The organism is Streptomyces sp. CA-210063, from assembly GCF_024612015.1.
In the GTDB taxonomy this organism is placed as follows: Bacteria; Actinomycetota; Actinomycetes; order Streptomycetales; family Streptomycetaceae; genus Streptomyces.
In genome coordinates, this window is the sequence record NZ_CP102512.1 from 8592489 (window position 1) to 8605358 (window position 12870).

Sequence of the window (12870 nt, forward strand, 5' to 3'; positions counted from 1 at the left end):
GGTGTGTGTAGGGGTGGGGATCAGCTGGTCAGATAGTGTCTCCAGCTGCCGTGGGCGGTGATGTCCGGGGCGTCCTGCAGGGCTGTCGGCTCGCAGAGGAAACCCGGGGCCTGGGTGCCGTCGGAGAGTTCGATGGTGCCCAGGGTCATGGGGCGGGGGAGGGTGGTGAGGAGGCGGCCCAGGCCCTCCGCGGGGAGGCGCCAGATCTCTGTCTCGATCGGGGCGCCGCCTTCTCCTACGTGGACCAGGCCCGGCTTGGGTGGGGTCGTGCGGAGGGCGTGGAGGCGGTAGACGGGGGCCGTGGTGGTGGTTTGCTCCAGCTGGGCGCCCAGGGACAGGAGTTGGGGGTTCAGGGGCTGGCCCGAGAGGTGGGCGCCGACGACCGCCAGACGGGCTTCCGGCTGGAGGAGCGTGGCGATGCGGGCCAGTCGATCGTCCGTGAAGGCCGGGCCGATCAGCATGACGCCGAAGGGGAGGCCGTTCACCTCGCCTGAAGGGACGGCGACCGCCGCCAGGTCGAAGAGGTTCGTGGAGTTGGTGAAACGGCCCAGGCGGGCGTTCGCGCCCAGCGGGTCGGCGGCGACCTCGGCCAGCGTGGGGTGGCCCGGTGCGGTCGGCAGCAACAGGGCGTCCACGTCGGCCAGTTCGGCGAGTGCGCGGGCGCGCAGGGCCGTCAGGCGGTCCTGGTCGGCGAAGAGCTGGTGGGCCGGGATGTCGCGGGCGCGGGTGATGATGCCGGCGACGGTGGGGTCGAGGGAGTCGACGCCGTCCGCAATTGCTTTGTCGATAAAGCTTCCCACTGCGGTGTAGCGCTCGGCTACGAACGCGCCCTGGTAGAGCATCGCCGCGGCCTCGGTGAAGGGGGTGAGGTCCAGTGCGCGTACGTCCGCGCCCGCGGCGGTCATACGGGCCACGGTCGCCTCGTATGCCTCCGTCCAGCCCTTGTCCAGCTCGCCCAGCTGCTCGCGCGGGGGGACCGCGATGCGCCACGGGCCCGGGGTGCGCTGGGGGAGCGGTGGGAGGGGACGGCCGGGTGGAGAGGTCATGTGGGCGAGGGCCTGTTCGGCCTCCGGGAGGGTGCGGGCGAACACCGTCACACAGTCGATCGAGGCGCAGGCCGGGACCACGCCGGTGGTGGGGACCAGGCCTCGGGTGGGCTTCAGGCCGACGATGCCGTTGAAGGCGGCGGGGACCCTGCCGGAGCCGGCCGTGTCGGTGCCGAGGGCGAAGTCGACGATGCCCAGCGCCACCGCTACGGCCGAGCCGGAGCTGGAGCCGCCGCTGATCCTGGACGGGTCGTGGGCGCCCCGGACGGCGCCGTGGGGGGAGCGGGTGCCGACCAGGCCTGTGGCGAACTGGTCCAGGTTGGTGGTGCCGAGAACGAGGGCGCCGGCCTCGCGGAGGCGGGCGACGACCGGGGCGTCGGCGTCGGGGGTGTAGGCGTAGGCCGGGCAGCCTGCGGTGGTGGGGAGGCCGTGGACGTCGATGTTGCCCTTGACGGCGAAGAGGCGGCCGGCCAAGGGGAGGCGGTCACCTGCGGCCAGGCGGGCGTCGAGGGCTCGGGCTTCGGCCTCCACCTCGGGCTGGGGGCGTAGGTCGATCCAGATCTCGGGGCGGTCCACGGCGTCGATGCGGGCGTAGGCCATGCGGACTCTGGTGAGGGTGCGGGACTGCGACATCTGTGCTCCTGGGCTGGGGTGGTTCCGTCGGCTGCGGGCCGGTGGGTGGTGTGTGCCCACCCGTTCCGCCCTGCGGAACGACTGCCCACACACCACCAGCGGGGCTGTAAGGCACCCGGCGGGGCGGCCGGCGGTGCACCACGGCTGGGGTGTGAGGTACCTGGTAGGGCGGCTGGCCGTACACCACCGCTGGGGTGAGGTGGGGCAGCAGCCTGCGCACCACCGGCCGGGTTGTGGGTGCCTGGCGGGGCGGCCGGCTGTACACCACCGGCCCGGTTGTGAGGTGCCTGGTGGAGTGGGCGGTCGCCGACCATCCGGCGAGGGTGTCACTCCTCCCCGGTGGCTGTCGGCGTCAGAATGACGAGCGCTGTGCCCGCTTCCACCTGAGCGCCCGGCCTGGTCAGGATCTGTTCGACCGTGCCGTCCATCGGCGCGTGGACGCGGGACTCCATCTTCATCGCCTCCAGGGTCAGCAAGGGCTGGTCGGTGGTCACCCGGTCTCCCGGTTGTATGTGCAGTTGCCAGACCGAGGCGGCGAACTCGGCTTCGATCAGGTGGCCGCCCTCGGGGACGTGAATCTCCGCCGGGGGACCCGGCGCGGCGGTCGTCGTCTCCGCTCTCGTGAACTCGCCGGCGGCCTCCCAGGCCGCCCTCTCCGCCGCGAAGGCGGTCTGTTGCCCGGACCTGAACTCGGCTATGGAGTCGGCGTGTTCGGTCAGGAACGTCTGGTACTCGGCGAGGGAGAAGGTGCCCTGCTCCACGCGCGGCACGAACCGGCCCGAGATGATGTCCGACCGGAGGGACAGGAGTTCGTCGGCGTCGACCGGGTACCACTTGACGCGGTCGAAGAAGCGGAGGAGCCAGGGGGAGCCGGACTCGAAGGCGCCGCGTTGTTGCCAGGGGGACCAGACCTGGGTGGTGCGGCCGACGAACTGGTAGCCGCCGGGGCCCTCCATGCCGTAGACGCAGAGGTACGCGCCGCCGATGCCGACCGAGTTCTCGGCGGTCCAGGTGCGGGCCGGGTTGTACTTCGTCGTGACCAGGCGGTGGCGGGGGTCCAGCGGGGTCGCGACCGGGGCGCCCAGGTAGACGTCGCCGAGGCCCAGGACCAGGTACTCCGCGGCGAAGACCGTGTCGTAGACGTCGGCCGGCGAGTCCAGGCCGTTGACGCGGCGGATGAACTCGATGTTCCAGGGGCACCAGGGCGCGTCGTCGCGGACGCCCGCCATGTAGCGGGCGATGGCCTCGCGGGTCGCGGGGTCGTCCCAGGAGAGCGGGAGGTGGATGGTGCGGGAGGGGACGACCAGTTCGTCCGCCGGGGGGATGGTCGCGACGATCTCCCTTACCGCAGCGAGGAGTTCGGGTTGCGGGAGCAGCGTCGGGTCCGTCTGGATCTGGAGGGAGCGGATGCCGGGGGTGAGGTCGGTGACGCCGTCGAGGGCGGCCTCCGCGACCGCTTCCATCAGGGCGTGCACCCGCATGCGCAGCGCCAGATCGAGCTGCATGGGGCCGAACTCGATCAGGAGGTTGTCGTCGCCGCTGCGGCGGTAGGTCACATCGCCGTCGCGGGCCAGGACGCCGCCGTCGACGATCGCGGGGCGGGGCGAGGTGTCGTCCGCCACCGGGAGGAAGCGGACCGTGTCTCCCGGGCGCAGCTGGCCGAGCTTCCAGCGCTCGGTGGAGACGACCGTGGCCGGGCAGACGAAGCCGCCGAGGGAGGGGCCGTCGGGGCCGAGGAGGACCGGCATGTCGCCGGTGTAGTCGACGGCGCCGACCGAGTACGGGGTGTCGTGGATGTTGGAGGGGTGCAGGCCCGCCTCGCCGCCGTCGGTGCGGGCCCAGCGGGGCTTCGGCCCGACCAGCCGTACACCGGTGCGGGCCGAGTTGAAGTGGACCTTCCAGTCGGCCGCGTAGAACTCGTGGATGTCCTCCTCGGTGAAGAACTCCGGTGCCGCGTGCGGGCCTTCGAGGGCGGCCACCTGCCAGGAGGAGGTGAAGGGAGGTCGTGCTTCGGGCGGGACGGGGCGGCCTTCCGTGACTGTGCCGCCGTGCAGGACGTCGCCCGTGCGCAGCGCCCGTCCGCCGTGGCCGCCGAAGCGGCCCAGGGTGAAGGTGGCCGCGCTGCCCAGGAACGGGGGGACGTCCAGGCCGCCGCCCGCGAAGAGGACGTACGTGCGGAGCCCGTGGTCCGTGGGCGCCCCGACGGCCAGTACCGCTCCGGCGGGCACCGTCACCGGCTCCCACCGCGCGACCGGTGAGCCGTCCACGGTCACCGGGGCGGGGGCGCCCGTCACACAGACCGTGGTGGCGTGGGTGAAGCGGAGGGACGGCCCCTGGAGGGTGCATTCGAGGCCGGGGGCGCCCTCGGGGTTGCCGAGCGCCCGGTTGCCGAGGCGGAAGGAGAGGTCGTCCATGGGGCCGCAGGGCGGGACGCCGACCTGCCAGTAGCCGGTACGGCCGGGCCAGTCCTGGACGGTGGTGAGGGTGCCGCCCGAGACGACCTCGATCCGGGGGGTCGGGTCGGTCACGGACGCGAGGGTGGCCGTGGTGTGGGTGGCCTGCCGGAAGTCCCGGTCGTCGAGGGCCGCCCGGAGCTGGCCCAGGTTGGTCTCGATGCCGTCGACGCGGGTCCGGGCCAGCGCCTCGTCGAGCCGGCGCAGGGCGTGGGCGCGGTCGGAGCCGTGGGCGACGACCTTGGCGAGCAGCGGGTCGTACGCCGTGGTGACCTCGGTGCCCGTCTCCACCCAGCCGTCCACGCGGACGTCCTGGGGGAACTCGACCCGGGTCAACAGGCCCGCGCTCGGCCGGTGTGCACGCGAGGGGTCCTCGGCGTAGACGCGGGCCTCGACGGCGTGCCCGAGGGGTTGGGCCGGGGCCTGTACGACGGCGGAGTCGCCGCGCGCCAGGCGCAGCATCCAGGCGACGAGGTCGACGCCGTAGATCTCCTCGGTGACCGGATGCTCCACCTGGAGGCGGGTGTTGACCTCCAGGAAGTACGCCTCCTCGCGCGCGGCGTCGTAGACGAACTCGACGGTGCCGGCGGAGCGGTACTCGACGCTCGCGCACAGGTCGCGGGCAGAGGCGGTCAGTCGCGCGCGGACGTGGTCGGGGAGGCCGGGGGCCGGGGCCTCCTCGACGACCTTCTGGTTGCGGCGCTGGAGGGTGCAGTCGCGGTCGCCGAAGGTGACGACGAGGCCGTCGCCGTCGCCGAAGACCTGCACCTCGACATGGCGGGCCCGCTCGACGAGGCGTTCGAGATAGACACCTGACGAGGCCGCGGAGAAGGAGGCGGCGGCGATGCGCCGCACCCGGTCCCAGGCCTCGGTCAGTTCATCGGCGGAACGACATGCCGACATACCGATACCACCGCCACCGCCGGTGGCCTTGAGCATCACCGGATAGCCGATGGCCGAGGCCTGGTCGAGGGCTTCGGCGAGGGAAGGCAGCAGGTCGGTGCCGGGAAGGAGCGGAACGCCCGCGGCCTCGGCGGCCGCGCGTGCGGTGTGCTTGGCGCCGAACAGCTCCAACTGGTCGGGGGTCGGGCCGACGAACACGATGTCCGCGTCCGCGCAGCGGCGGGCGAAGGCCGCGTCCTCGGAGAGGAAGCCGTAGCCGGGGTGGATGGCGCCCGCGCCCGTGTCCTTGGCGGCCTTCAGGACCAGGTCCGTGTCGAGGTACGACTCCTTCGCGGGTGCCGGGCCGAGCCGCACCGCCTCGTCGGCGAGCCGGACATGGGCGGCGGCGCGGTCGGCGTCGGAGTACACGGCGACCGTACGCAGGCCCAGTGCGCGGGCGGTGCGGATGATCCGGACGGCGATCTCGCCCCGGTTCGCCACCAGCAGCGTGTCGAAGGTCATTCCCGGTCTCCTCGGCTGTCGGCGGGCGCGTCGACGGTCATCTCCACGGCCGTCGGGTCGAAGCCGTTGCAGGGGTTGTTGATCTGGGGGCAGTTGGAGACCAGCACGAGCACATCGCACTCGGCGCGCAGGGTCAGGGCGAGGCCGGGGGCGGAGATGCCGTCGACGATGCCGAGGGTGCCGTCCTTCTCGACCGGCACGTTCATGTACCAGTTGATGTTCGACACGAGGTCGCGTTTGCCGAGGCCGTGCTTGGCGCCCTCCGCGAGGAAGTTGTCCACGCAGGCGTGCTGCGACCAGGTGTGGTGCCCGTACCGCAGCGTGTTCGACTCCTTGGAGCAGGCGCCGCCGACCGTGTCGTGCCGGCCCACGTCGTCGGCGACCACGGTCATCAGCGGGGTGTGCTCGTTGGACATCAGCACGCTGCCGGTGGTGAGGAAGATGCCGCCCTGGGCGTGGATCGTGTCGGGCGCGCTGTAGCGGACGGATGTGTCGTGGGCGTCGTAGACGAGGAAGTCGACGGCCTGGTTGCCGTGCAGATCGGTGAGGGTGAGGGTCTCGCCGGTGCGGAGCACGGACGACCAGGCCGCCCGGGCCGGAACGACGGTCTTCATGCGGTCCCCGGTCTCCGTACGATTCCCGGTCTTCATGCGATCCCCCTCGCGGCGAGGAACTCGGCGGTGTTCAGGAAGGCGCGGCGGCCCTCGGGGGTGGCGTCCCACAGCGGGTCACCCGGTCGGGTCGGCTCGGCGCGCCAGGCGAGCACCTCCAGCGGGGTGCTGACGTACTCGGGGCGCGGGTCGGCCGGGTGCGGCACGTTGGCGATCAGGACGGTCACGTCCTGCTCGGCGCGCAGGGTCACACGGGCGCCGGGGCCGGCGGAGCCGGTGAAGTCGAGGGTGCCGTCCTCGCGTACCCGCACCCCCTGGAAGAAGGACAGCGAGGGCGGCAGGTCCCGGGGTTCGAGGCCGTTCTTGGCGGCGGCCAGCTTGAACAGCTCACGGCCGGCGGGGGAGGGCGACTGCGGGGTGCCGTCCCCGTACCGCTCGGTGTTGCGGACGAGCGTGGAGGTGCCGCACAGCGCGTCGTGCCGGCCGGAGGTGTCCGCGACGACCGAGGCGAGGACGCGGCCCTGGTCGGACAGGAGCAGCACGCCCTCGCCGAGGTAGGCGTTCCACTGGACCTTGACCGTGTCCGCGACGTTCAGCCGCTCCCAGGGGCGGTCGGCGTGGTGCAGCAGCAGATGCGCGCACGCGTCGCCGCGCAGGTCGGTCAGCCGGAACTCCGTGCCCCGGGCCAGCACCCGGTGGGTGTAGTTCCCGCCCGCCACGGTCTCCGCCCACACCAGCCGATCCGCCTCGCGGGGTGGTGTCGGCCAGCTGCTCGCCGGGACCACGGGCATCGCCTCGGTCCGGACGCCCTCCTGAGCGCGGGCGTGATCACGTGCTCCGTACGTCGTCGATGTCGCCATCGTCGGACCTCCGAGTGCGGTGCGTATTTCTGTCGTCCGACAGAAATTAGGTCGGGGGCGGGTCGCCGCCATGTCCCGTGCGTTGCGCGGCGGTTACCGAGCTCTCACGAATGGTCGTGCCTCGTCAGGGCTCCGGTGAACCGCGCGATCGGTCACACGGGCTCGCGGGCGCCGTGTGCGAGGATCGAACGCATGGGCAGCGTGGAGGGCACGGGTGGGCGGCGCGTCGGCAGGCCCCGGGCCGAGCGGCGGCCGGAGAGCGGCCTGTCACCCCGCGACGAACTGTTGGCCGCCGCCGCGGAGTTGTTCACGACACGGGGCTACGCGGCCACCACCACCCGGGCCGTCGCCGAGCGCGCCGGCCTGCGGCAGGCCTCCATGTACCACCACGTCTCCGGCAAGGAGGAGCTGCTCGCCGAGCTCCTGGAGTCCACGGTCACACCGTCGCTCACCTGCGCCCGGGAACTCCTCGCCCGGGACGCCGTCCCTGCCGAGCGACGACTGTGGGAGTTGTGCCGCGCCGACGTCGCCCTCCTGTGCGGCGGCCCGCACAACCTCGGCGGCCTCTACCTCCTCCCGGAGGTCCGCGCCGAACGCTTCGCCGGCTTCCACGCCGTACGGGCCGAACTCAAGGACGCCTACCGGCAGTTGATCGCGTCGACGGCTGCGGGCGGGGCACTCGCCAAGAGTGAGCTGGATCTGCGTACCGACCTGGTCTTCGGGCTGATCGAGGGCGTCATCCTCGTCCATCGCTCCGACCCCGACCGCTCCGTGTCCGCCTTCGCCGAGGCGACGGCGGACGCCGCGCTGCGCATCGCCGGCGTCTGAGGAAAACGCCCCCGGCGTCCTTCGGCGCCCCGCCTCCGGCGCCGGTTCACCCCGGCAAGAGGTTCTTTTCGTACACCCGTGCATCGTCACGCATTGTGTGCGAATGACCTCCCAGCGTGTAAATCACCAGAGCGTACTCCTGTCCTGAGAGTGATTTCAGACGGTTGCTGAATATGACGCAGCGATGATCCGGTCGGACTAAGCTCGCCCGCAGCGCACCGAGTTGAGGTGTATTCGTGCGCTTGTTCCAGAAAATACCGAAGATCCAGTTTGAATCGGTGATGAACCCCAACAACCCACAGCATCTCCCCGCAAGTCCCCCGACCTTCAGCCGAACTGTCTTTAGAGGGCATACATGGTGAGTGTTCAAAAGCCTCCCGGTGGCCGTGAACTTCCCTACGCGCGCGTGCTGCCGCTACCGGCGATACTGATGGCCGCGGCGACCGGGATCACCGTCTCCCTGGTGACGGGGCCGGCCCGGCTCGCCGTCGGCTTGTGCGGAGCCGTCGCGACGCTCCTGCTGATCGTGGTCGCCGTCGTCGCGGTGCGCGGCGGCCGTCGTACGGTCCGCGGACTACGTGGCGAACAGGAGCGGCAGACCGCCTTCCTCGAACAGCGGATCGCCGCCCACGACCAGGAATTCACCCGGCTGGGCAAGGAGATCCTGCCCGCCGCGCTGTACCGGCTGCGCGGTGGAGAATCCCCCCCAGAGGTGATTCGTCACGTCGTCGACGGTGACGCGGAGTGGCGCGAACTGCCCGAGTCCCAGCGAGACTTGCTGCAGACGGTGCTCACCATCGTCGACCGCGAGGAAGCGCTGCGCGACTCCTCGCAGCGGTCCTTCGTCAACATCGCCCGTCGCGTCCAGGCGATCGTCCACCAGCAGAACAAGGAACTCCGGGAGATGGAGGAGGACCACGGGCGCAACCCCGAGGTCTTCGACGACCTCCTGCGCATCGACCACGGCACTGCGCTGATCGGCCGCCTGGCCGACTCCATCGCCGTCCTCGGCGGCAGCCGCCCCGGCCGTGTCTGGCCCCGGCCCGTCCCCCTGTACAGCGTGCTGCGCGGCGCCATGTCCCGCATCCTGGAGTACCGCCGCATCGAGCTCGACTCGATCGCCAAGGTCAACGTCAACGGCGTCTCCGTCGAACCGGTCATCCACGCCTGCGCCGAACTCCTGGACAACGCCACCCGCTACTCGCCGCCCCACACCAAGGTGCACGTCACCGCCGTGGAGGTGCAGACCGGCATCGCCATCGAGATCGAGGACGGTGGCATCAGCCTCGGCGAGGAGAACCGCGCCAAGATCGAGGACATGCTGGCCAAGGCCCAGCAGGGTCTGGACATCCAGGACATGAGCGGCAGTCCGCGCCTCGGCCTCGCCGTCGTGGGCCGGCTGTCGACGATGTACAACATGCAGATCTCCCTGCGGCCGTCCGCCTACGGAGGCGTCCGCGCCGTCGTCGTCGTCCCCCGCGACATGCTCACCGACGAGCCCGCCCCCGGCCTCGCCCACGGCATCGGCGCCGCCGCCGTACCGACCATGGACACCGGCGGTGTCGAAGGCCCCAACCGCAAGGCCAAGCGTCGCCGCCCGACCACAGGACCGCGGATCCCGAGCTCCGCGGAGGAGATGGGACGGGACCTGGAGGACGACGTTCCCGTCGTCACCGAGTGGACGGCCAACGGCCTGCCGCAGCGTCGCAGCCGGATGACGATCCCGCTCAGCCAGCGCTACGCCGAGGCCGCCGCGGCGGAGGCCGCCGCCGAGGCCGCGATCGCCGCCTCACCCGTGTGGCAGCCCGAGCCCGAGCCGGAGAAGGAGCTGCCGCCGCCCGGCATGTGGGTCGAGGCGTTCATGGCCGGACTGAAGGGCGACCCGGACCCGGCCGCACTCACCCAGAACCCGGACGACCCGGACGAGTCCACCGGCATCACCGCTCTCACCACGAACAACGAGTCGGCCCGCACGGACACCGACGACGAGGGGGACCTCAAGTGATCCAGCAACGAGCCAATTTCGACTGGCTGCTGAAGGATCTGGCCGACGGCGTACCCGGCATCCAGCAGATCGTGGTGCTCTCCGCCGACGGTCTGCGGATCGCCCGCTACGGCGGTGACGCCGATGCCGCCGACCGGGTCGCCGCGGCCTGCGCGGGACTGCAGAGCCTGGCCGGCGCCGTGGCCAGTGAGATCCCGCAGAGCGACGGCCACATGCGGATGGTCATCATCCAGATCAACGGCGGCTACTTCTATCTGATGGCCGCCGGCTCCAACGCCTATCTCGCGGTGCTCGCCAACGAGATCGCCGAGCCCGGGCTGATGAGCAACCGCATGCGCGATCTCGTCGACCGGATCGGCTCCCACCTCACCAGTCCGCCGCGGCGGAACGGGCAGACCGTATGACGCCTCCGCGGCGCCAGCGGCGCCAGCCCAAACACGAGCCGCCCGCACCGCCGCCGCCCCTGGACGCCCCCACGAGCGGAACGGGGGAGCGCCCCCCGGAGCGGCTCTACATCCTCACCGGCGAGGACGGCGAGCGAGCCCCGATCGACCTCGTCACGTTAATCGTGGCGTGTGCCGACGCGCCGCCGTCCGCCGCGCCGGAGCAGTCGGCGCTGCTCCGGATCTGTCAGGCACCCCTGTCCGTGGCCGAGATCTCGGCCTATCTCAACCTGCCGATCAGCGTGGTGACCGTCCTGCTCACCGAGCTGCTGACGGCCGAACTGGTACAGGCACGCGCACCGGTCGTCCGGCAGGCGCGGGCAGACCGTTCCCTCCTCGAAGCGGTGATGCATGGACTTCAAAAGCTCTGACACCATCACGGGTCCACGGACCGAGGACCACCTGCCGCACACTGCGCAGGCCGCGGCGAAGATCGTGATCGTGGGCGGTTTCGGGGTCGGCAAGACGACCATGGTGGGGTCCGTCAGCGAGATCAGGCCGCTGACGACCGAGGAGACCATGACGCAGGCCGGCATCGGAGTCGACGACAACTTCGGCTCCAAGACCAAGACGGCCACCACCGTGGCCATGGACTTCGGCCGCATCAGCATCACGGACGAGCTGGTGCTCTATCTGTTCGGCACCCCCGGACAGGAGCGCTTCTGGTTCCTGTGGAACGGCCTGTTCGAAGGCGCCCTCGGCGCGGTCGTCCTGGTCGACACCCGCAGGCTGGAGGTCAGCTTCGACGTCATGGGCCGCCTGGAGGAGCGGGGTGTGCCGTTCGTCGTCGCGATCAACGACTTCCCGGACGCTCCTCGCTACGCGATCGAGGAACTGCGTCAGGCACTCGACCTGCCCGAGGAGCTCCCGATCCTCCGCTGCGACGCGCGGCGCCGGGCCTCCAGCCGGGATGTCCTGATGACCCTCATGCGCTTCCTGCACTCCCTGACCATGTCGGGATCGGCGTCCGCGTGAACCCTGTGAGCCCTGTACGAGTCCCGTGAACATCCTCAGGCCGGGAGCCGTGTCGTCCCGCACGGTGTCCCTCTCCCGGCCTCCCCAGCAACTCCCCAGACACCGGATCCACCTCAGTTCGGAGCGATCACCGTGACGCCTGAATCCCACTCCCTGACCGGCACGGCCGACCCCACGCCCGGGCCGCCCCCCGGTTGCCCCGCCCATGGCATGGGTCCCGGCGGGCTGCGCCGCCTGTACGGCCCCGAGGCGGAGGACCTGGGAGCCGTGTACGAGAAACTGCGCGCGGAGCACGGGCCGGTGGCCCCCGCGCTGCTCCACGAGGACGTGCCGATCTGGGTGGTGCTCGGCCACGCCGAGAACCTGCACATGGTGAGCACTCCCTCGCAGTACTGCAAGGACAGCCGGTCGTGGACTCCCATGCTGGATGGCACGGTCAAGCCCGACCACCCGCTGATGCCGCACTTCGCCTGGCAGCCCATCTGCGCGCACGCCGAAGGCGATGAGCATCTGCGGCTGCGCGGTGCGGTCACCGGCGCCATGTCGACCATTGACCACCGGGGCATCCGCCGCCACATCAACCGTGCGACCCAGCACCTCGTCAACCAGTTCTGCGAGGACGGCAGGGCCGACCTGGTCGGCCAGTTCGCCGAGCATCTGCCGATGGCGGTCATGTGCGAGATCCTCGGCATGCCCGAGGAGTACGGCGACCGGCTGGTGCAGGCCGCCCGCGACTGTCTCAAGGGTAGCGAGACCGCGCTCGCCAGCCACGCCTACCTCATGGAAGTCCTCAGCCGGCTCGCCGTCCGTCGCCGGGCCCAGCCTCAGGAGGACTTCACCAGCCACCTCGTCACGCACCCGGCCGGGCTCACCGACGAGGAGCTCAGGGAACACCTGCGCGTGGTGCTCCTCGCCTCCTACGAGGCCACGGCCAACCTCCTCGCCAACGTGCTGCGCATGGTGCTCACCGAACCGGGCTTCCGGGCCCAGCTGAACGGCGGCCAGATGACCGTGCCCGAGGCGGTCGAGCAGTCCCTGTGGGACGAGCCGCCGTTCAGCACCGTCTTCGCCTACTTCGCCAAACAGGAGACGGAGCTGGGTGGCCAGCGCATCCGCAAGGGCGACGGACTCCTCCTCGGCATGGCACCGGGCAACGTCGATCCGCGCGTCCGCCCCGACCTCAAGGCGAACATGCAGGGCAACCGCTCGCACCTCGCCTTCAGCGGCGGCCCTCATGAGTGCCCGGGCCAGGACATCGGCCGCGCCATCGCCGACGTCGGCGTCGACGCACTGCTGGCCCGCGTTCCGGACATCCAACTGGCCTGTGCGGAGCACGAGCTGCGCTGGCGGTCGTCCGTCTCCACCCGGCACCTGGTGGAACTGCCGGTGAAGTTCGAGCCGAAGTCACCGCAGGAGATCATGGAGCGGCCCACCGTCAAGCCGGTGCCGTCGCAGCGCGCGAACAACTGGCAGGTCGGCAGGGAGCAGCCCCAGCCCACGGCTCCGGAACCCGCGGTCCCGGCCGACGAGCCCACACCGGCGTCGGCGCCCGAACCGGCCGGACGGCCGGGCGTGTTCCGGCGTCTCCTGCGCTGGTGGCGCGGCAACTGAG

The 12870-nt window shown here is 71.3% G+C and carries 10 protein-coding genes; 6 read left to right on the plus strand and 4 right to left on the minus strand.

All coding sequences use genetic code 11. From position 1 onward, the window contains the following. Window positions 1–20: 20 nt before the first annotated feature. The 4 genes from atzF to JIX56_RS37585 form a co-directional block, all read right to left on the minus strand. On the minus strand, window positions 21–1679 hold the full coding sequence (atzF, locus tag JIX56_RS37570; protein WP_257547333.1) for an allophanate hydrolase: 1659 nt from the start codon (window positions 1677–1679) through the stop codon (window positions 21–23). 326 nt (window positions 1680–2005) lie between these two features. Then, the gene (locus tag JIX56_RS37575; RefSeq protein WP_257547335.1) at window positions 2006–5536 is read right to left on the minus strand and encodes a 5-oxoprolinase/urea amidolyase family protein; all 3531 of its coding nucleotides are present in this window, start codon (window positions 5534–5536) and stop codon (window positions 2006–2008) included. Beyond that, window positions 5533–6150, minus strand: a complete 618-nt coding sequence (locus JIX56_RS37580) for an urea amidolyase associated protein UAAP2 (RefSeq protein WP_257551333.1) — start codon at window positions 6148–6150, stop codon at window positions 5533–5535. Before JIX56_RS37580 ends, JIX56_RS37575 begins: the two co-directional genes overlap by 4 nt. A gap of 32 nt (window positions 6151–6182) precedes the next feature. Next, the gene (locus JIX56_RS37585) at window positions 6183–7007 is read right to left on the minus strand and encodes an urea amidolyase associated protein UAAP1 (protein ID WP_257547337.1); all 825 of its coding nucleotides are present in this window, start codon (window positions 7005–7007) and stop codon (window positions 6183–6185) included. Between the two features lie 192 nt (window positions 7008–7199). On the opposite strand from JIX56_RS37585, the gene JIX56_RS37590 reads away from it, so the two are divergent. The 6 genes from JIX56_RS37590 to JIX56_RS37615 all read left to right on the plus strand — a co-directional run bounded on the left by JIX56_RS37590 (window position 7200) and on the right by JIX56_RS37615 (window position 12869). After that, window positions 7200–7835 carry a TetR/AcrR family transcriptional regulator gene (locus JIX56_RS37590; protein WP_257547339.1) on the plus strand — a complete coding sequence of 212 codons (636 nt, stop codon included), beginning with the start codon at window positions 7200–7202 and terminating at the stop codon, window positions 7833–7835. Between the two features lie 355 nt (window positions 7836–8190). After that, on the plus strand, window positions 8191–9840 hold the full coding sequence (locus JIX56_RS37595) for a sensor histidine kinase (protein WP_257547341.1): 1650 nt from the start codon (window positions 8191–8193) through the stop codon (window positions 9838–9840). Further along, window positions 9837–10244 (plus strand): roadblock/LC7 domain-containing protein, encoded by a 408-nt coding sequence (locus tag JIX56_RS37600; RefSeq protein WP_257547343.1) that lies wholly within the window; start codon window positions 9837–9839, stop codon window positions 10242–10244. Before JIX56_RS37595 ends, JIX56_RS37600 begins: the two co-directional genes overlap by 4 nt. Then, entirely contained in the window at window positions 10241–10654 is a 414-nt protein-coding gene (locus JIX56_RS37605; RefSeq protein WP_257547345.1) for a DUF742 domain-containing protein, read from the plus strand. Before JIX56_RS37600 ends, JIX56_RS37605 begins: the two co-directional genes overlap by 4 nt. Beyond that, a complete protein-coding gene (locus JIX56_RS37610) occupies window positions 10635–11258 on the plus strand; it encodes a GTP-binding protein (RefSeq protein WP_257547347.1) in 624 nt (207 codons plus the stop codon). The genes JIX56_RS37605 and JIX56_RS37610 overlap by 20 nt, the downstream gene beginning before the upstream one ends. 132 nt (window positions 11259–11390) lie before the next feature. Continuing rightward, complete coding sequence (locus JIX56_RS37615; protein WP_257547349.1) at window positions 11391–12869, plus strand: cytochrome P450; 1479 nt, start codon at window positions 11391–11393, stop codon at window positions 12867–12869. Window position 12870: the final 1 nt, after the last annotated feature.

Bases quoted from the DNA above. Each gene is read 5' to 3' on its own strand.
- atzF (WP_257547333.1), bottom strand. From the start codon at position 1,679: ATGTCGCAGTCCCGCACCCTCACCAGAGTCCGCATGGCCTACGCCCGC.
- JIX56_RS37575 (WP_257547335.1), bottom strand. From the start codon at position 5,536: ATGACCTTCGACACGCTGCTGGTGGCGAACCGGGGCGAGATCGCCGTC.
- JIX56_RS37580 (WP_257551333.1), bottom strand. From the start codon at position 6,150: ATGAAGACCGTCGTTCCGGCCCGGGCGGCCTGGTCGTCCGTGCTCCGC.
- JIX56_RS37585 (WP_257547337.1), bottom strand. From the start codon at position 7,007: ATGGCGACATCGACGACGTACGGAGCACGTGATCACGCCCGCGCTCAG.
- JIX56_RS37590 (WP_257547339.1), top strand. From the start codon at position 7,200: ATGGGCAGCGTGGAGGGCACGGGTGGGCGGCGCGTCGGCAGGCCCCGG.
- JIX56_RS37595 (WP_257547341.1), top strand. From the start codon at position 8,191: ATGGTGAGTGTTCAAAAGCCTCCCGGTGGCCGTGAACTTCCCTACGCG.
- JIX56_RS37605 (WP_257547345.1), top strand. From the start codon at position 10,241: ATGACGCCTCCGCGGCGCCAGCGGCGCCAGCCCAAACACGAGCCGCCC.
- JIX56_RS37610 (WP_257547347.1), top strand. From the start codon at position 10,635: ATGGACTTCAAAAGCTCTGACACCATCACGGGTCCACGGACCGAGGAC.